The organism is Sphingobium cloacae, assembly GCF_002355855.1.
In the GTDB taxonomy this organism is placed as follows: Bacteria; Pseudomonadota; Alphaproteobacteria; order Sphingomonadales; family Sphingomonadaceae; genus Sphingobium; species Sphingobium cloacae.
The window spans coordinates 2,086,298-2,105,402 of the sequence record NZ_AP017655.1; the positions used below are offsets into that span (position 1 = coordinate 2,086,298).

The window sequence follows — 19,105 nt, forward strand, 5'->3', positions numbered from 1 at the left end:
GTTTCCTCTAGCCGAGGCGGACGCCGCGCGACAAGCCGCCAACGCGGCTTATTCCACCAACAACGGGCTCAGGTCGCCGAACCGACCGCTCAGCGCCGGACCAGCGTGCCCGCGCCCTTGTCGGTGAAGATTTCCAGCAGCATCGCATGAGGCACCCGCCCGTCGAGGATGACGGCCGCGTCCACGCCGCCCTCCACCGCCTTCACACAGGTCTCCAGCTTGGGGATCATGCCGCCGCTGATCGTGCCGTCCTCCTGCAACCCCTTGATCGCGGCGGGATCGAGGTCGGTGAGCAGATGCCCCTGCTTGTCCAGCACGCCCGCCACGTCGGTCAGCAGGAAGAAGCGCGACGCACCCAGTTCCGCCGCGATCGCGCCCGCCATGGTGTCGGCGTTGACATTATAGGTATGGCCGTCCGCGCCGATGCCCACCGGGGCCACCACCGGAATGATGCCGTCCTGCGACAGGGTATCGAGGATGCGCCGGTCGACCTTCACCGGATCGCCCACGAAGCCCAGGTCCACATGCCGCTCGATCCCGCTATGGGGATCGGGCGCGCGGCTGCCGCCCACCTTCTCGCACAGGACGAGGCCGCCATCCTTGCCCGAAATGCCGACCGCCCGGCCGCCCGCGCCCGAAATCCAGCCGACGATTTCCTTGTTGATCGACCCGGCCAGCACCATTTCCGCGATATGCGCCGTCTCCGCATCGGTGACGCGCAGCCCGTTGATGAAATGCGATTCGACCCCCAGCTTCTTGAGCATCGCGCCGATCTGCGGCCCGCCGCCATGGACGACGACGACATTGATGCCCACCGCCTTCATCAGCACGACATCTTCCGCGAAATCGCGCGCCGCTTCGGGATCGCCCATGGCATGCCCGCCATATTTCACGACGAAGGTCTTGCCCGCATAGCGCTGCATATAGGGCAGCGCCTCGACCAGGGTTTCGGCCTTCGCGAGGAGCGCGGGTTCGGGGGCGTGCTTATCGTTCATGCGCGCGCGCATTAAAGACAATGGCGCCGCGCCGCAAGTTCATGCGGCCTTCCTTCTCTTGCAGCCGGGCCGCGATGGATCTTGCAATGACATGAAGGGATGGCGTCATATTTCCTCCGCCCCATGGGGAGAGGGTTGCGGCGACTGGGGTGGCTTGCCGCCTTCGTCGGTGCTGGGTGAGGGGGGACATGCTCCGTCAGACTATCCCTTTCCCAAAGGGGAGAAGGGAAAGCGAAGGTCCGTCTCCCTGCAAACCCTGCCCCACCGGAGATCAGGGCATCAGGCGATATTCCAGGACCATGGCCTGCGCCAACTGGCGGAGCCGCCGTTCGACCGCCTCGCCCAGCAGGTCCCGGTCGCCGTCGCGCAACGCCAGTTCCAGCACATCCCCCTTCCGATCCAGACGGGATGCGATCAGGGGGCCTTCAATGCCGCCCGACAGCCTCTGCCCCAGACGGATGGCAAGGCCCCACAGCATCGCGCGTTTCAGCGCTTCGGGTGAAGCCAGGCGCTCCAGTCCGGCCGGAACCTGCGTTCCGCCACCGAAATTGCTGTAGAGCGCCTGCGCCAGCATGGCCCGTTCCGGCGTGGTGACGCCCACCCAATTGCTGTGCAGGGCGATCTCCATGCCCCGTTCCGCCCGGAAATCGGGATTGGCGCGCCAGCCGACATCGGCCAGCAGGCAGGCGGCCCGGCGAATCCGGCGCGCGGCGGCATCGTCGTCACCGAACAGGGGCGCGATCCAGCGCTCTATCCTGTCCCCATGCCCGCGAAAGCGCGCCTGCGCCTCCCCTTCCGCTTCCGCCGCGACCAGCAACGGGTCATGCGCGCGCAGCGAAGCGGGCAGGTCTTCGAACAGCAAGCCTTCGCGCAGGCCGTAAGCCGACACGACCAGCCTGCCCGTCTTCAACTGGCGCACCACGACCGACAGCAAGGCCGCCGCATCCGGCAGCGTCGGGACGCGCGATCCGGTGATGGCCGGAATCGCCTTGAGCCGCGACTTGCCGATATGGGACACGATCCGCGTCAGTTGCTCGGCCCGTTCCGCGGGCATTTCATATTGGTGGACCACCGGCAGCGGGAAATGCGTCGCCTGCATGTCGAACCGCGCCAGGGCGCGCCACGATCCCCCCACCATATAGAGGGGCAGACCCGGCTCCTTCGGCCAGCCCGCCTTCCCCAGCATCTTGGTCAGCATCCGCTCCAGCGCCTTGGAGCCCTTGGCGCGAATCTGCGGCAGGCGAAGCACACCCAGCGGCAGCGACACCGTCTGGTGCACCGCGCCGTCCCGCACCCGCGCCAGTTCCAGGCTGCCGCCGCCCAGATCGCCGACGATGCCGTCCGCGCCGGGGATGCCCGACAGCACGCCATGCGCCGCGCCGATCGCCTCCTGCGCGCCGGACAGCAATTCGACCTTCAGCCCCAGCGCCTGCGTCCGCGCGATGAACTCCGGGCCGTTGGTCGCATCGCGCACCGCCGCCGTGGCGACGCAGCGCACCTGCGCGACCTGCATCTCCCGGCACAGATGAGCGAAACGCGCCACGGCCCGCAATCCGCGCTCCATCGCGTCCGGCTCGATCCGCCCGGTCCTGCCCAGCGACGCGCCCAGCCCCGCCATCACCTTTTCATTGAACAGGGTGAAGGGGATGCGGCGCGGCCCGTCATAGACGACCAGGCGCACGCTGTTGGACCCGATATCGATGATCGCCGTCCGCGCGGTGGCGGCTTGCGGAGAAGTCGCCATCGTCTCGGCCACTTCCCTCACGCGGCTCAGCATGGAATTCATGCGCGTCAGCCCGCCCGTCCGCGCAGGCGCAGCGTCGGCACCGCCTCGCTGTCTAGCGCCGCGCCGCGCCCCGACAGCGACGGGTTGGTCATGAAATAACGATGCAGGTTGAACGGCCGGTCGCCCGGATCGACCCGCCGGTAATGGCCGTCGCTCGCCAGTTCCCAGCTTTGTTCGGTGTCGATCAGGTTGGCGACCATCACCTGGTCGAGGATCTGGTCGTGCACCGTCGGATTCTCGATGGGCGCGAGGAATTCCACGCGCCTGTCGAAATTGCGCGGCATCCAGTCGGCCGAGCTGATGAAGACCTTCGCGCCGTTATTGGGCAGCGTCTTGCCGTTGCCGAACACGGTGATGCGGCTATGCTCCAGGAAGCGGCCGACCACCGATTTGACGCGGATATTCTCCGACATGCCCGGGACGCCGGGGCGCAGGCAGCAAATGCCCCGCACGATGAGGTCGATCTCCACCCCCGCATTGCTGGCGGCATAGAGTTTTTCGATGATCGCGGGATCGACCAGCGAGTTCATCTTCGCCCAGATGGTGCCGGGCCGTCCGGCGCGGACATGCTCGATCTCCGCCTCGATCAATGCGCAGAGGCGATTGCGCAGGTCGCGCGGCGACATCACCAGCTTCTCCAGCTGCTGCGGCTCGACATAGCCGGTGATGTAGTTGAACAGCGCCGCCGCATCGCGCCCATAGGCCGGATCGGCGGTGAAAAAGCTCAAATCGGTGTAGATTCGCGCGGTAATCGGGTGATAATTGCCTGTTCCGAAATGGCAGTAGGTGCGGAACTGCTCGCCCTCGCGCCGGACGACCATCGACACCTTGGCGTGGGTCTTCCAGTCGATGAAGCCATAGACCACCTGCACGCCCGCGCGTTCCAGCGCGTCGGCCCACATCAGGTTCTGCTCCTCGTCGAAGCGGGCCTTCAATTCCACGACGGCCGTGACCGACTTGCCCGCTTCCGCCGCGTCGATCAGCGCGCGGATGATCGCCGACTGCTTGCCCGCGCGGTACAGCGTCTGCTTGATCGCCACGACATCCGGGTCCGAGGCCGCTTGTTTCAGGAACGAAACAACCACGTCGAACGCTTCATAGGGATGGTGAACCAGAATATCCTTGGCCCGGATCGCCGCAAAGCAATCCCCGCCATATTCTCTGATTCGTTCGGGGAATCGCGGCGCATAAGGCTCGAACTTCAGGTCGGGCCGGTCCTCGTCCACGATGTTCGACAGGTCGCCGATGCCGACGAAACCCTCAACCTCCGCGATGATCGCCTCATGCCCCTGGAGCATGTCCTGCAACATCTCTTCCACCGGTTCGGGGATGCGCTCCTCGATCTCCATGCGGATCACCCGACCCCGGCGGCGGCGCTTGATGGCGCTGCGGAAATAGCGGACCAGATCCTCCGCCTCTTCCTCTATCTCGATGTCGCTGTCTCGGATGATGCGGAACACGCCGCTGTTGCGGACGCGATAGCCGGGAAAGAGGTCCGCCGAAAAGCGCCGGATCACTGCCTCCAGCGCCATGAAGCGCGCCGGCTCCCCCGGCATCCGGACGAAACGGGCCAGCGAGGAAGGGATCATCACCAGTTCGCGGATCGGCTGCCTGTCCGACAGGCGTTCGAGGTCGAAGACGATCGACAGGCCCTGATTGGGAATGAAGGGGAAAGGATGCGCCGGGTCCAGCGCCTGCGGCGTCAAAATCGGGAATATCTGCGTCAGGAAATGCTCGCGCAGCCAGGCTTCGGCCAGCGCGTCGATCTCACTGGACGGGCCAATCACCTCTATACCCACCTGCGCCAGTTCGCCGTGCAGCGCACCCCACACCTTCTGTTGCGCCGCCATCAGCCGCACCGTTTCCTCGGTGATCGCGGCCAGTTGCTGCGCCGGGGTCAGTCCGTCGGCGGAACGCATGTCCACGTCCTGCAACTGCTGGCCCTTGAGGCCCGCGACGCGCACGCTGAAGAACTCGTCCAGATTCGCACCGGAGATCGACAGGAAACGCAGGCGCTCCAGCAAGGGGTGCGCCCGGTTCATCGCCTCTTCCAGCACTCGCTGATTGAAAGCCAGCCAGCTCAGTTCCCGGTTGAAATAGCGTTCGCCCGTCAATGTCAGGCTGGCGGAGGGATCAGCTTCGGCCACGAAAGTCTCGCATGGGATCAGTGGGAAGGGTCGGGCGGCAATATAGGCAGAAAACCGGCTCCTTGCAGAGCCTCTTTCGCCATTGCGACGGAAATCTTACGCCCGGATGACAGAGCCGCTTCATCCAGCAGGCGCGTGACCGCCGCGATGGCGGCATAGCTTCGCTCGATCCGCCGCAGCAGCCAGTCGGGCAGGTCGGCCGCATAATACGCGCCCGCCGATGCCAGCCCCCGCTCGATCAGGGCACGGGCCAGCGGTTCGTCCGGTTCCGCGATGGCCACGTGAGACACGGCGGCAAGACGGGATCGCAGGTCCGGCAATGCCACCGTCCATTGCGCGGGAGGGGCCTGTCCGATCATCAACAGGGGCCGGCACTGGGTCTGCGCCTCGTTCCATGCGTGGAAGAGGCGGTGTTCATCCTGCCCCTGCGCGTCGTCGATGACCGTGCCGCCGCTCATGCGGGCGAACTGCCGCGCCAGCGTTGAGCGGCCGGACAGGCGCGGCCCGGTGAGTATGCTGACCGACAGGCGCCAGTCGCGCCAGCTTTCCAGATGCCGGACCGCGATGCGATTGGCGTCGCTGACCAGGAAATGATCACCCTTCCCCTGGCCCGCCCAGTCGAACGGCAGGCTGATCTGGCTCATGGGGCGCTGGCGGCTCCGGCGGCGGGCGCGGCGGCGCGGCGGATGCGGATCGTGTTGCCCGACACCGCGACGCCATAACCCTTTGCCTGCAAGGCCGAACGCAAGGCATCGACGCCGCCGACGAAATTGACCTGCATCACCGAAGTCCCGCCCAAGGCCAGGCTGCTGGTCGATGCGGACCGCACGCCCGGTATCGAGCGCATCATCGATTCGCCTTGCGATACCGATCCCACGTCCGGCGTGTCGAACTGTACCGAGAAGGTAGCCACGCCCGCTTCGGGCGGAGCCTCGAAGGTCTCGACCGGCAGGTCGGCGGCATTTTCGATCGCCAGTGCCTCGGGGTCCACCGGTTCTTCGATGATGAGCGACGGGTCGGGCCGCAGGCGACCGTCATTCAACGCCGTAATATAAAGCCCGTCGATCCGCCGCGCGGCTTCATCCAACATCTTCGGAATCGCGCTCTCGCTGGAGGCGCGGAGCGAGAAGCTGCCGATCAGGCTGTCGTCGGGACCATAACGCGCCGTGAAGGTGCCCAGCACCGGCCCGCCCGGCCATTGCCGATCCAGCCGGGCGATGGGGATCACCACGTCCGCCGCCCCATATTGGTCCAGCAACACGCGCCACCACAACCGCCCGCGCCTTCCGGTCTGTCCGGCGTTCAAGAGGATCGGATCGGCCACCGATCCCGCGACGCGCACATAGTCGATGGCGCTGTCCCCGGTACGATAACGCGCCCATGCTTCCTGCCACGCATTGATCCGCTCATAGGAGACGGCCGATCCGCCGTCCCACAATATCGGGATCACCAGCAATGGCGGGGATCGTCTGACATTGCCGCTCACGCCCAGAAGCTGCCCGGTGCGCGACCGGTCGAACAGCACGCCCAGAGTCGCGACATAGCGCGTCGGACCGATCTGCTCATATTCGATCTCGATGCCCGAGATCATGCCTTCCAGTTGCGAATCGGAGAGGCCCGGCGCGCCCGCGCCACCATGGGTGCGCGCCCACAGCATCTTCCACGCCTGCCGCTGCGCCAGCCGCCAGCCCGCCTTGCGGGCACTGTCGGCATCCTTGGCGAAGACATCCACCTTGACGTCCCGCACTTCATAATCGCCGCCGCTGGCGATGGGCGGGACGCCGCGTTCCCCTTCCATCTGCGCGAACAGCGCCGCCGCGGCGAGGCCAAGGGCGATGGCGCCCGCGATCTGCGCGGGGCGCGACAGGAAAGAAAGCAGGCGCTGGGGAGATATCGTCCAGCGGCGAAGGGCAAGGTTGAGGCTCACGCGCGCCCTTTTGGCGGGATTTGCCCGATATGCCAAGCGGCAACCCATTTCCCGTTCCGTTTTCCCGCGCTTTGCTCTAGTCGCGCGGATATGAGCGACAACGAATCCTACAGCTACGCCAAGGCTGGCGTCGATATCGCGGCGGGCAATGCGCTGGTCCGCGCCATCGCCCCTCTCGCCAAGTCCACCCGCCGTCCGGGCGCGAACGCGGAACTGGGCGGCTTCGGCGGCTTTTTCGACCTCAAGGCGGCGGGCTATAGCGATCCGCTGCTGGTCGCGGCCAATGACGGCGTCGGCACCAAGCTGAAGCTCGCGATCGACCATGACCGGCATGACGGCGTCGGCATCGACCTCGTCGCCATGTGCGCCAACGACCTGATCGTACAGGGCGCGGAGCCGTTGTTCTTCCTCGACTATTACGCCACCGGCAAGCTGGAGAGCAGCGTCGCCGAGCGCGTGATCGCGGGGATCGCCGAGGGCTGCCGTCAGGCGGGCTGCGCGCTCATCGGCGGCGAAACGGCCGAGATGCCGGGCATGTATGCCGATGGCGACTATGATCTCGCCGGTTTTTGCGTCGGCGCGGTGGAACGGAACGAGGCGCTCACCGGCAACCGGGTGCATCCGGGGAACGTGCTGCTGGGCCTTGCCTCGTCAGGCGTTCATTCGAACGGCTATTCGCTGGTCCGCCGCCTCGCTTCCGACAAGGGGTGGAAACTGCATCGGCCTGCCCTGTTCGATAATGAGGTGCTGCTGATCGACGCGCTGATGGCGCCGACGCGCATCTATGTGCGATCGCTGCTGCCGCTGGTGCGCGCGGGGAAGATCAACGCCCTTGCCCACATCACCGGCGGCGGCCTGCTGGAGAATATTCCCCGCGTGCTGCCTGAAGGCTGCCATGCTGTCGTCGACGCCGATGCATGGGAGCAGCCGCGCCTGATGGCCTTCCTGCAAGCGCAGGGCCATATCGAGCCGGGCGAAATGGCGCGCACCTTCAACTGCGGCGTGGGCATGGTGCTGGCAGTGGACGAAGACCAAGCCGCCGCCGTCGCCGCCGCCCTCGAAGCGGCGGGCGAAACCGTCTTCCGCATCGGCGCGGTCGAGCCGGGCGAGAAAGGCTGCACGGTCAGAGGCTCCGTCGAGACATGGAGCGCCAAAACCGACTGGAAAGCAACGCATCTGGGTTGAGCGCGAGTTGGTCATGACCAAGGCAAAAGTCGCCATTCTGATTTCCGGGCGCGGCTCGAACATGGCGGCATTGCTCTATGCGGCGAAGCACCCCGCCTGCCCTTATGAGATCGTGCTGGTCGCCTCCAACAACCCAGACGCGCCCGGCCTCATTCTCGCGGCGGCAGAAGGGGTGCCGACCTTTGCCCATAGCCATAAAGGCATGAAACGCGCGGAGTTCGATTCCCTCATCGACCGCGAGTTGCGCAAGGCTGGAGCGGAATATGTCGCGCTGGCGGGCTATATGCGCCTGCTCTCGCCGGAGTTCGTCGCGGGCTGGGAAGGCCGGATGCTCAACGTCCACCCGAGCCTGCTGCCGAAATATAAGGGGCTCGATACCCATCAACGCGCCATAGACGCGGGCGACAATCATGGCGGCTGCTCAATCCACATCGTCACGGCCGAACTGGATGACGGCCCGGTCCTCGGCCAGACCACGGTCGCGATCCTGCCCGGAGACACCGCCGACAGCCTCGCCGACCGCACGCTCGTTGCCGAGCATCAGCTTTATCCGCGCGTCCTCGCCGATTTCGTGACGCGCGAGCGCGATCCCGACTGGCTGCTCGACCAGGTGCGCCAGCGCGCCCTTGCACTCCCCCAGTCCGACGAGGGCCTGTCGCACGGGATGGCCAGCTTCGGCATCGAGAAGGGCAAGAAATTCGCCTATTTCACGCGCGATCATCATGGCGACGGGATCACCGCCCTGCTCGTCAAGACCAGCGCACCGGAGGAACAGGCGATGCTGATCGAAAGCGACCCGGACCTTTATTACCGGCCCGCCTATCTCGGTCCGGCAGGCTGGGTCGGCATCCGCCTCGATATGGGCGAACTGGACTGGGATCTGGTGGAAGATCGCCTCCAGCGAAGCTGGCGAACCGTCGCGCCGAAGAAGCTCACCGCGCTGATGGATGCCGCCGATCAGTTCTGAATCCTTTGCGTCGCGCCGCCCGATCCCCCATATGGACGCCATGACCGACCGACCGTCCCAGCCCGCCATCCAGATCACCGATCTTTGCAAAGTCTATGCGGGCGGCAAGCGCGCGCTGGACAATATCTCCCTCACTATCCCGCGCGGGCAGATCTACGGCCTGCTGGGACCGAATGGCGCGGGCAAGTCGACCACGATCAACATTCTCGCGGGGTTGGTCAACAAAACCAGCGGATCGGCCAGCATCTGGGGTTTCGACATCGACCTGAATCCCCGCAACGCCAAGAACAGCATCGGCATCGTCCCGCAGGAGATCGTCTTCGACCCCTTCTTCACACCCTTCGAGACGCTGGAGAATCAGGCGGGCTATTATGGCGTGCCGAAGGATCGCCGCCGGTCGATGGAATTGCTGCGCGCCGTCCATCTGGACGACAAGGCAAACGCCTATGCCCGCACCTTGTCGGGCGGGATGAAGCGCCGCCTGCTGGTGGCGAAGGCGATGGTCCATTCCCCACCCATCCTGGTGCTGGACGAACCGACCGCAGGCGTGGACGTGCAGCTTCGCCAGCAACTCTGGGCCTATGTCCGCGAGTTGAACGCGCAGGGCGTCACCATCGTGCTCACCACGCATTATCTGGAGGAAGCCGAGGAGCTTTGCGACCGGATCGGCATCATCAACCATGGCCGCCTCATCACCGACAAGCCGACCCGCGAACTCATCGCCATGGCGCAGGAGAAGGTCGTGCAGGTGACGGTGGACCGCGACATCATCGCCGCGCCTGACGCCCCGTGCTTCGAAAAGGTCGAACTGTCGGGCGACCGCACCCTGACGATCACCTATATGAAAGACCGGGCGAATGCGGGACAAGTGCTTTCCGCCGTGCAGGAAAGCGGCCTTGCCATCGTCGACGTGGTGACGCGCGACCCTGATCTGGAGGACGTGTTCCTCAATCTCACGGCGGCGGCCTGACGACCGACCGACGCTCGCCCCAAGCTTGCCGAAGGGCGCTTCTTCCTTTCATAAGTAAGACCGGGCTTCGACAGACTCAGCCCGAACGGAAAGAAGCCAGGACAAGATGCCCACAACCACCCATGACGTCGTCATCATCGGCTCCGGCGCGGCGGGCCTGACCGCCGCGATCAACCTCGCGCAGGATCGAAAGGTCGTGGTATTGGCGAAGGGGGCGCTCGACGGCGGATCGACCAATTGGGCGCAGGGCGGCATCGCGGCCGTGCTCGATGCGGGCGACAGTTTCGACGCGCATGTCGAGGACACGATGATCGCGGGAGCGGGACTCAACAATCGCGAGACCGTGGAATTCGTCGTTTCCGAAGCGCCGGCCGCCATTGAGCGGCTCGCCGCGCTCGGCGTCCCCTTCAACGCGGGCGAGGATTTCGGCGGACGCTGGCACCTGACCCGCGAAGGCGGACACAGCCATCGCCGCATCGTCCATGTCGACGACGCCACCGGCCATGCGGTGCAGGTGGCGCTGCTGAAGGCCGCCCGCGCCAATCCCAACATCACACTGCTCGAAGACCTGATCGCCATCGACCTCATCACATCCCGCCATGGCGAGAAATATTCAGGCGACGGCCATGTCTGGGGCGTCTACGCCCTCAACAAGAAAACCGGCCATGTCGATGCGCTGCTGGGCAAGGCGACGATCCTGTGCACCGGCGGCGCGGGGCGCACCTATCTCTTTTCCACCGCCCCGCGCGGTGCGACGGGGGACGGCATCGCGATGGCATGGCGCGCGGGATGCCGCGTCTCCAACATGGAGATGAACCAGTTCCATCCGACCTGCCTCTACAATCTGGAGGTCAAGAATTTCCTCATCACCGAAGCCGTGCGCGGCGAAGGCGGGCATCTGAAGCTCCCGCCCGGCGTCCCCGGCGGCGGCGAACGTTTCATGCCCCGATTCGACCCCCGCGCCGAACTCGCCCCCCGCGACATCGTGGCGCGCGCCATCGACCATGAGATCAAGCGGCTCGGCCTCGATTATGTCCATCTCGACATCAGCCACAAGCCGCCGGAATTCGTGCGGCATCATTTTCCGACCATTTATGCGCGCCTTCTGGACCTCGACATCGACATCACGAAAGAGCCGATCCCCGTCGTCCCGGCGCAACATTACACCTGCGGCGGCGTCGTCATCGATCTGGACGGGCGCACCGACCTGCCCGGTCTCTATGCCGCAGGAGAGGTCACCGAAAGCGGGCTGCATGGCGCGAATCGCCTTGCCTCCAATTCGCTGCTCGAATGTTTCGTCTTTGGGGAAGCGGCGGCGAAGCATATCCGCGCCCATTGGGACGAACTGCCCCTGCCGCCGCCGATCCGCCCATGGGACGAAAGCCGCGTCACCAACAGCGACGAGGAAGTCATCGTCCAGCATAACTGGAAGGAAATCCGGCGCTTCATGTGGGATTATGTCGGCATCGTCCGCACCACCAAGCGGCTGGAGCGCGCGCAGCATCGCGTCGCCCTGCTGGCGCAGGAAGTCGACGATTATTACGGCAATTTCCGCGTGACGCCCGACCTTATCGAATTGCGCAACCTGCTGGAGGTCGCGCGGCTCGTCGTCCGGTCCGCCCTGCATCGGAAGGAAAGCCGGGGGCTGCACTATACGCTCGACTATCCCGACAGGCTGCCTCAGCCTGTCGACACGGTGCTGACGCCTTAAAGAAAAAGGCGCGGCAGATGATCCGCTGCCGCGCCTGAGGTGGAGGAAGGAAGCGCCTGAAAGGCGCCACCGGGACTTCATTCATGATATGATGGACAGGCCTTTTCCTTGATGCCGGTCAAATCCGGATCAGCGCGTTAAAAAACGGCGAAGCGCGGCTTGGAAACGCGCGGGCTGGTCGGCCATCACCATATGGCCGCTCGGCCCGATCGGGACCAGCCGCGCATCCGTCTTGGGCGCATAGGCGGCGCGGAATCGCGTGCCGATTTCCTTCGCCAGCGTCTCGTCCTCGCCCACGGCATAGACCACTTCCAACGGCACCGACAGGCGCGGCAGTTGCGGCCCCAGATCGACATGGGCCAGGTCGCGCAGGGCATTGGCGATCACATCCGGATCGCTGCCCCTGGCGCCCGGGGTCTGCGCCAGGATTCGCGCCAGATAAGCGCGGCCAGCCTTGGTGCCTGTGAAATATTGGCCCAGCTGATCGGCGAGGAAACCCATGCCTCCCGCCGTCCCGCCGACCATCGCCGCTCCGGCGGGCAACATGTCCACCACCATCACCCGGCCGCTCGCCCCTTGCAGCCCCTGCATCATCGCCAGCGTGCCGCCCATGCTGTGTCCGATGACCGCCGGGCGCGTCAGCCCCTGCGTCCGCATGTAGCGGGCAATCTCGTCCGCCAACGGCCCTAGCAGCGGTCCGTCGGCATTGGCGTCGGCCGCCAACCCCGCGAAGCCCCGCACATGGACCAGGTGCCAGCGATAGCCCGGCAGCGCGCTCACGACACCGTTCCAGATGCCCGGACCGCTCGCCAGGCCGGGAATCAACAGCACGTCGCGTCCGCTGCCCCGCACCTCGACGGCGATGCGGCGCGACGCGAATGCGGCCACCTGAGCCGCGCCGCCCCATGCCCCCCATCCGGCGAGCATCGCGCCCCCGCCTAATATCCATGTCCGTCTATCGATCATGCTGTTTTCCTCTATCGCCGCATGGGCCTGAACCGCAAATGAGCGCGACGCGACGACGGGTTCCCTTCGTTCAGGCTCATTACATCGCGAATGTGGAATCATTCGTCGCATGATTCTTGCCGCCCATGGGAAGGTAGGTGCCTAAATAATGTGCTGGAGAGCGGGGACGTTGATGAATTTCAAGGATAAAGGGCCTGACAGGCGCCCTGAAGGCGGCATCATTTCCGCCAAGCTGATTTTGTTGATTACGGCATTATCCGCCTGCGTGAGCGCGCCGCAGCCGCCGCCTGCGCAAGCCCGCGCCAGCAAGCCGCAGCCCACCACCGCGACCTTTCCGATCCGGCCGGTCGCCAATCCGCCTCGGCCCTATCAGGACATCGACCAGCGCCAGACGCCGCCGCCTGCCCTCGTCAGCGTCATCCGCAATCTGGGACAGAGCTTCAACGGCCATGTCGGGATCGCCGTGCGCCGGATCGGCGCGGACTGGACCGTCGCGCATAACGGCAACCAGCTTTTCCCGCAGCAGAGCGTGTCGAAGCTCTGGGTGTCGATGGCTTTCCTCGACGCGGTCGACCGGGGCAAGATTCGCTTGTCGGATACGACGACCATCACCCGGAAGGACCTGACCCTCTTCCATCAGCCGAGCGCCGCGCTGGTCGGCAACAACGGCTGGACCACGACCTATTCCAACCTCATGAACCGCGCGATGACGCAGAGCGACAATACCTGCAACGACGCGCTGCTGCGCGCGGTCGGCGGTCCTGACGCCGTGCGCGGCTTCCTTGCCCGACGCTTCATCGGCAATATCCGTTTCGGTCCCGGAGAGCGGCTGCTGCAATCGACCACGGCGGGCCTCGACTGGCGGCAGGATTATTCGATCGGCCGCAATTTCTACGCCGCGCGCGCGAAGCTGCCCATGACGGTCCGCAAGAAAGCGCTGGACAATTATCTCGCCAATCCCCCGGACGGCGCGGCCCCGGCCTCCATCGTGCAGGCACTGGCGAAACTCAAGGAAGGGGACATGCTCTCCCCCACCTCCACCCGCATGCTGCTATCCGTCATGGGGGAGGCCAGGACCGGTCCGCAGCGGGTCAAGGGCGGCGTTCCGCCGGGCTGGCACTATCTGCACAAGACCGGCACGGGGCAGGATCTGCCGCCACGCTCGACCGGCTATAACGACATCGGCATCATGACCGCGCCGGACGGCACCAGCTATGCCGTGGCGGTGATGATCGGCAGCACCACCGAGCCGATCCCGGTCCGTTGGCAATTGATGCAGGCCGTGGCGAAGGCCGTCGCGGCCAACCACCAGAAACGCTGACCCGGCGGAGGCGGTCGCCTCCCCGGACCGGCGGTTTCACCCGATGCAGCCCTTTACCTCAGCCGCAGCGCTGAGCCCGCCCGCGATCACCCAAACCGCAGCCTCCTCCACATCTCCGTTGACGCCCGCCGCGCATCGCCGCATGGCTTTTCGCCATGTCCCAAGACCAGCACATCGTCGCGCCGCTGCGCCTGTTCAACAGTCTCACCCGCTCGATCGAGCCCTTCGCGCCCATCGAACCGGGTCATGCGCGCGTCTACAGCTGCGGTCCCACGGTCTATAATTATGCCCATCTCGGCAATCTGCGCGCTTATGTCTTTACCGACACGCTGCGCCGCACCTTGTTGTGGAAGGGCCTTTCCGTCACCCATATCGTCAACATCACCGATGTCGGCCACCTCACCAGCGATGCCGACGCGGGCGACGACAAGATGGAGGCCGCCGCCCGCGCGCAGGCGAAGAGCATCTGGGACATAGCGGCGCACTATACCGACGCCTTCAAGTCCAATATCGCCGCGCTCAACATCATCGAGCCGACCGAATGGACGGTCGCCACCGATTATGTTCCGCAGATGATCGCTTTTGCGGAGAAGATCGCGCCGCGCCATTGCTACGAACTGGAAACCGGCCTCTATTTCGACAGCGGCAGCGTGCCCGATTATGGCGCTTTGGCGGGCAGGCGGGATGATGATGCCCATAAAACGGAAATGGCCCGCATCGATCCGGTCGCGGGCAAGCGCAATCCCAGCGATTTCGCCATCTGGCGCAAGTCACCGCCGGGAGAGCAGCGCCAGATGGAATGGGATTCCCCCTGGGGCAAGGGCGCGCCAGGCTGGCATCTGGAATGTTCGGTGATGAGCGAGGCGCGGCTCGGCCATCCGTTCGACATCCATACCGGCGGCATCGACCATCGCGAAATCCATCACCCGAACGAAATCGCGCAGAATCAGGCGTTCCACGCAAGCTGCTGCGGCGCGCCCGATGCCGCCACGGCGGGCTTCACCGGCGCGCGCTGGTGGATGCACAATAATTTCCTGGTCGACCGCCAGGGGAAGATGAGCAAATCCAAGGGTGGCTTCACTACCCTCTTTTCCCTGATCGACGCGGGGGTCCATCCGCTCGCCTATCGCCTGCTCTGCCTTGGCGCTCATTATCGCAGCGAACTGGAGTTCAGCGCGGAAGGCGTCGGCGCAGCGCTCACGCGCTTGAAGCGCCTCGTCATGGGCGTGGAGAATCTGAAATCGCGGGCCGAGGGCGTCACATGGCAATCCCCGCGCCTCGACTATCTGCGCGCCAACCTGCATCCGAAGCTGACGCCGCTGCTCGAACAGTTCGATGCCGCGATCAGCGACGACCTGATGACGCCCCGCGCCCTCCCCCTGCTGGAGGAAGCCATCGCGATCAAGAAAGTGCCGGTGGATGAAAAACTCTGCCTCATCGCTGCTTTCGATCACGCGCTGGGTCTCCATCTCCTTGAACTGAGCCGCGCTGATCTGCGTCTCCGGCCGAAGGACGCAGAGATCACGCCCGAACAGATCGAAGCCGAACTCGACCGCCGCCAGAGCGCGCGCATCGAAAAGGACTTTGCCTTGTCCGACGAAATCCGTGACGCGCTCGCAACGCAGGGCGTGGACGTGATGGACGGCGATCCGCTTCGGTGGGACTGGCGGTTATCCTTAACTTAAATTAAATATTATCATAGGCTTAACGATCTATTTTCTTGCGACGAACCGTTTCCGTCGGGCATCAATCCCGCTGGACAGAGGCAGGCAAAAGTATACCTTCCGCTTATGTTCCGGCATTGGATGACAATCATGGCCGCCCTAGGCGGCGCGGCGGCGACGCCTGCCTTCGCGGCGCCGGATCCCCCGCCGGTGCAGGGACAGATCTTCATGTTCGAAACCGGCGCGACCCTGCTCGCCAAATGCCGCAACAAGGCGCCCGAATATGCGCTCGCCTGCACCGCCTATATCGTCGGCGCAGTGGACGGCATCAAGAAAGACGTGTTCATCGGCCGCGCCCGCCCCAATTGCTGGCCCGCGCAGATGAAGGCCGACGACGTGCGCCGCATCGTCGTCGCCTATCTGGAACGCTATGCCGACCAGCGGAAAGCCCCTGCCTCCGTGCTCGTCAGCGTGGCGCTCAACGAACGCTATTCTTGCGACAAATGACGCCGATCAGTCTGATCGCTCCAATCCATTAGCGAAATCCCGCCGAAAACCGCTATAACTTGCCTTGACGGCTGCATCGGCGTAGGTGCGGCCCACTTTTCATAACTGCAAGGAGACTCGTCGTGGCGGCGAAGTGGACGCCGGAAAGCTGGCGCAAGCATGAGGGTATCCAGATGCCCGAATATCGGGACGCTGCGGCATTGGCCGCGGTGGAAACCCAGCTTGGGCAGTTTCCCCCGCTCGTCTTTGCCGGCGAGGCGCGCAGCCTGAAGGCAGAGCTTGCCCGCGTCACGACGGGCGAGGCCTTTTTGTTGCAAGGCGGCGATTGCGCGGAAAGCTTCGCGGAGTTCCACCCGAACAACATCCGCGACACCTTCCGCGTGCTTCTCCAGATGGCGGTGGTGCTGACCTTCGCGTCGAAGCTGCCGATTGTGAAGGTCGGCCGCATGGCAGGCCAGTTCGCCAAGCCGCGCTCGGCCGCGACCGAGACCGTCGATGGCGTGGAACTGCCCAGCTATCGCGGCGACAATGTCAACGACATCGCCTTCACGCCCGAATCGCGCGAGCCCGATCCCCAGCGCATGATCCGCGCCTATAACCAGTCGGCTGCGACGCTCAACCTGCTGCGCGCCTTTTCCACCGGCGGCTATGCGAGCCTCGACCGTGTCCATGGCTGGATGCTGGATTTCATGGGCCGGAGCCCCCTGGCGGCGAAGTTCGACGCCGTCGCCGACCGGATCGGCGAGGCGCTCGACTTCATGCGCGCCTGCGGCCTGTCGCCGGAAACGGTGCCGCAGCTGGGCGGAACCAGCTTCTACACCAGCCACGAGGCGCTGTTGCTTCCTTTCGAGCAAGCGCTGACCCGGCAGGATTCGCTGACCGGCGACTGGTATGACACGTCCGCGCATATGCTGTGGATCGGTGACCGCACCCGCTTCGAAGGGTCGTCGCATGTCGAATATCTGCGCGGCATCGGCAATCCGATCGGCATGAAATGCGGCCCCAGCCTGGAGCCGGACGCGCTTATTCGCCTGCTCGACATCCTGAACCCCGCGCGCGAGCCGGGGCGCATCACGCTCATCACCCGCTACGGTCACGAAAAGATCGAGGCGGGCCTGCCCAAGCTGGTGCGTGCGGTGCTGCGCGAAGGGCATCCGGTCGTCTGGTCGTGCGATCCGATGCACGGCAACGTCATCAAGGCGGCGAACGGCTACAAGACCCGCCCCTTCGACCGCATCCTTGCCGAGGTGCGCGGCTTCTTCGCGGTGCATCGTGCGGAAGGCAGCTTCGGCGGCGGCATCCATTGCGAAATGACCGGGCAGAATGTGACGGAATGCACCGGCGGCGCGGTGGCGATCACCGACGAAGGGCTGGCGGACCGCTACCATACCCATTGCGACCCGCGTTTGAATGCGGCGCAAAGTCTGGAGCTGGCGTTCCTCCTCGCCGAAATGTTGAACGAGGAACTCAAGGAACGGCGCGCCGCCGCATAGGAGCCGGCAGGACAGATGGAAAAGCGGCCTTCGTCTCTCGACGGGGGCCGCTTCATTCTTCTATCCCGCGCGGCTCGTCAGCAAGGGATGCCGCAGCCGCAATTCGTCCGCGAGCGATTCCACCGCTTCGATCTCGCTGAAACTGCCGGTGGGATTCACCGACCAGTTGCAATGGGCATGGGTCTCGCGCGGATAGAGTTTCACCGCGCCGATCCTCTGCCTCCAGCGATGCTTGGCCCCGCCCCGGTCCCGCACCAGCCGCGCGACCATCAGGTCGATCATCTGGTCAGCGGTCATCTTGCGTCTCGGCTTTGCCGGCCCAACAGCCCGGCTCATCCAGATAGGCTTCCAGTTCACGCCAGTGCCGGTCCCAGCCGGGGCCGCGCCGATGAGGGGGAACCTGCGCCTCTACCACGCGGCGTGCGCGGCGCACGGGATTATCCTCCGGCGCGCGAAGGCGGTGGAGGATCTTTTTCACATTCGGATCCTTGCTGTCGTCCATTGCGCGCCTCCGCCTGCCGGTGCCGCTATAGCATCGGGATGGCGAGGGAAACCGCTTTCGGCTCTTATTCCGCGGCCAGGGCGAAATCCGCACGCGGCAGCGCATGGGCGAGCGCGTGCGCCAGCGCGCCGACCAGGGCCCGCATCCGGCCAAGTCCCGGTCCGGGACGCTCCAGCGCCATGTCGAGGTAGAAGGTCCGGTCGATCTCCACCTGCAAGGCGTGGATCGCCTGCGCCGGACGGCCATGCCGCTCGATCATATGGTCCCCGGCATAGGGATGGTTCTGCGCCGTCAGGAAGCCGTGACCCGCGGCGACATCGCCCGCCAGCGTCATCAACCGGCCCGACGCGGCCTGCCCGAAACGATCGCCGAATATGAGCGAAGGCGCCATCCCGCCGGGGCCCGCCGGCGCCAGCGGCGGCATGGAATGGAGATCGATGAGGATCGCGTGACCATGGACATCCCGCGCCGCTTTCAGCAGGCGGTCCAGCGCTGCGTGATAAGGCCGGTGAACCGCATCGATCCGCCGCTCCACCTCCGCCCAGGGAAGCGGCCCGCGCCACAATTCCGCCGCACCGGACAATCGCCGGGGGATCAGGCCAAGCCCGCCACGCAGCTTCTGGCTGGTCCGCAGCGCGATCTCGCGCGGCAGGTCCATGACCATGGCGGGATCGATTTCCCGTTCATGCCGGTTGAGGTCGATCATGGCGCGCGGCGCCCGCGCCACCACTATGCTATAGCCTTGCTCGATCAGGGGTAGCGCCAGCAGATCGGCCCAGCGATCCTCCAGCCGCCGCAGCACTTCCGGCCGCACCCGCGTCCGCGTCAGCAGATCGGCGTCGTAATTCCGTCCGGCATGCGGGATGGACAGGACGACCGGATGCGCCGGCACCAACGGTCCGTAGCGGTCGAAGGCGGGATGACTTTCCGTCGGGCGCGGTAGCGCGAATGGGTCCACAGGGTT

General features: G+C 65.3%; 17 protein-coding genes. 8 read left to right on the top strand and 9 right to left on the bottom strand.

All coding sequences use genetic code 11. The annotated features are described in order from the left end of the window. Window positions 1-89: 89 nt before the first annotated feature. From argB to SCLO_RS10425, 5 genes are all read right to left on the bottom strand, one after another. The gene (gene argB / locus SCLO_RS10405) at window positions 90-1,007 is read right to left on the bottom strand and encodes an acetylglutamate kinase (RefSeq protein ID WP_066517340.1); all 918 of its coding nucleotides are present in this window, start codon (window positions 1,005-1,007) and stop codon (window positions 90-92) included. Between the two features lie 259 nt (window positions 1,008-1,266). Then, window positions 1,267-2,781 carry a Ppx/GppA family phosphatase gene (locus tag SCLO_RS10410; protein WP_066517341.1) on the bottom strand — a complete coding sequence of 505 codons (1,515 nt, stop codon included), beginning with the start codon at window positions 2,779-2,781 and terminating at the stop codon, window positions 1,267-1,269. Between the two features lie 5 nt (window positions 2,782-2,786). Beyond that, window positions 2,787-4,928, bottom strand: coding sequence for an RNA degradosome polyphosphate kinase (locus SCLO_RS10415; RefSeq protein ID WP_066517342.1), 2,142 nt, complete (start codon window positions 4,926-4,928; stop codon window positions 2,787-2,789). 17 nt (window positions 4,929-4,945) lie between these two features. Further along, entirely contained in the window at window positions 4,946-5,572 is a 627-nt protein-coding gene (locus tag SCLO_RS10420) for a P-loop NTPase family protein (protein WP_066517343.1), read from the bottom strand. After that, window positions 5,569-6,903, bottom strand: a complete 1,335-nt coding sequence (locus SCLO_RS10425) for a heavy-metal-associated domain-containing protein (RefSeq protein ID WP_407695305.1) — start codon at window positions 6,901-6,903, stop codon at window positions 5,569-5,571. The genes SCLO_RS10420 and SCLO_RS10425 overlap by 4 nt, the downstream gene beginning before the upstream one ends. A gap of 42 nt (window positions 6,904-6,945) precedes the next feature. Here SCLO_RS10425 and purM point away from each other — a divergent pair, with 42 nt between their 5' ends. From purM to nadB, 4 genes are all read left to right on the top strand, one after another. Beyond that, window positions 6,946-8,040 carry a phosphoribosylformylglycinamidine cyclo-ligase gene (gene purM / locus SCLO_RS10430; RefSeq protein ID WP_066517344.1) on the top strand — a complete coding sequence of 365 codons (1,095 nt, stop codon included), beginning with the start codon at window positions 6,946-6,948 and terminating at the stop codon, window positions 8,038-8,040. 13 nt (window positions 8,041-8,053) lie between these two features. Beyond that, window positions 8,054-9,007: a phosphoribosylglycinamide formyltransferase gene (gene purN, locus SCLO_RS10435; protein WP_066517345.1), complete on the top strand. Its 954-nt coding sequence runs from the start codon at window positions 8,054-8,056 to the stop codon at window positions 9,005-9,007. 40 nt (window positions 9,008-9,047) lie between these two features. Then, window positions 9,048-9,977 (top strand): ABC transporter ATP-binding protein, encoded by a 930-nt coding sequence (locus SCLO_RS10440; RefSeq protein WP_066517397.1) that lies wholly within the window; start codon window positions 9,048-9,050, stop codon window positions 9,975-9,977. A gap of 106 nt (window positions 9,978-10,083) precedes the next feature. Next, window positions 10,084-11,688, top strand: coding sequence for an L-aspartate oxidase (gene nadB / locus SCLO_RS10445; protein ID WP_066517346.1), 1,605 nt, complete (start codon window positions 10,084-10,086; stop codon window positions 11,686-11,688). A 129-nt stretch (window positions 11,689-11,817) separates the two neighbouring features. On the opposite strand, the gene SCLO_RS10450 is transcribed toward nadB, so the two are convergent. Beyond that, window positions 11,818-12,654: an alpha/beta fold hydrolase gene (locus SCLO_RS10450; protein WP_066517347.1), complete on the bottom strand. Its 837-nt coding sequence runs from the start codon at window positions 12,652-12,654 to the stop codon at window positions 11,818-11,820. A gap of 172 nt (window positions 12,655-12,826) precedes the next feature. Here SCLO_RS10450 and SCLO_RS10455 point away from each other — a divergent pair, with 172 nt between their 5' ends. From SCLO_RS10455 to SCLO_RS10470, 4 genes are all read left to right on the top strand, one after another. After that, a complete protein-coding gene (locus tag SCLO_RS10455) occupies window positions 12,827-13,975 on the top strand; it encodes a serine hydrolase (RefSeq protein WP_066517349.1) in 1,149 nt (382 codons plus the stop codon). A 155-nt stretch (window positions 13,976-14,130) separates the two neighbouring features. After that, entirely contained in the window at window positions 14,131-15,660 is a 1,530-nt protein-coding gene (gene cysS, locus SCLO_RS10460; RefSeq protein ID WP_066517351.1) for a cysteine--tRNA ligase, read from the top strand. A 129-nt stretch (window positions 15,661-15,789) separates the two neighbouring features. Beyond that, window positions 15,790-16,146, top strand: a complete 357-nt coding sequence (locus SCLO_RS10465; RefSeq protein ID WP_066517398.1) for a Rap1a/Tai family immunity protein — start codon at window positions 15,790-15,792, stop codon at window positions 16,144-16,146. 122 nt (window positions 16,147-16,268) lie between these two features. Beyond that, complete coding sequence (locus SCLO_RS10470) at window positions 16,269-17,639, top strand: class II 3-deoxy-7-phosphoheptulonate synthase (protein WP_066517353.1); 1,371 nt, start codon at window positions 16,269-16,271, stop codon at window positions 17,637-17,639. A gap of 60 nt (window positions 17,640-17,699) precedes the next feature. Here the strand turns inward: SCLO_RS10470 and SCLO_RS10475 are convergent, their stop codons facing one another. The 3 genes from SCLO_RS10475 to SCLO_RS10485 all read right to left on the bottom strand — a co-directional run bounded on the left by SCLO_RS10475 (window position 17,700) and on the right by SCLO_RS10485 (window position 19,099). Beyond that, on the bottom strand, window positions 17,700-17,936 hold the full coding sequence (locus SCLO_RS10475) for a hypothetical protein (RefSeq protein WP_066517355.1): 237 nt from the start codon (window positions 17,934-17,936) through the stop codon (window positions 17,700-17,702). Further along, window positions 17,926-18,141, bottom strand: a complete 216-nt coding sequence (locus tag SCLO_RS10480) for a hypothetical protein (RefSeq protein ID WP_066517359.1) — start codon at window positions 18,139-18,141, stop codon at window positions 17,926-17,928. Before SCLO_RS10480 ends, SCLO_RS10475 begins: the two co-directional genes overlap by 11 nt. Window positions 18,142-18,205: 64 nt before the next feature. Beyond that, entirely contained in the window at window positions 18,206-19,099 is an 894-nt protein-coding gene (locus SCLO_RS10485) for an N-formylglutamate amidohydrolase (RefSeq protein WP_066517362.1), read from the bottom strand. Window positions 19,100-19,105 lie beyond the last annotated feature (6 nt).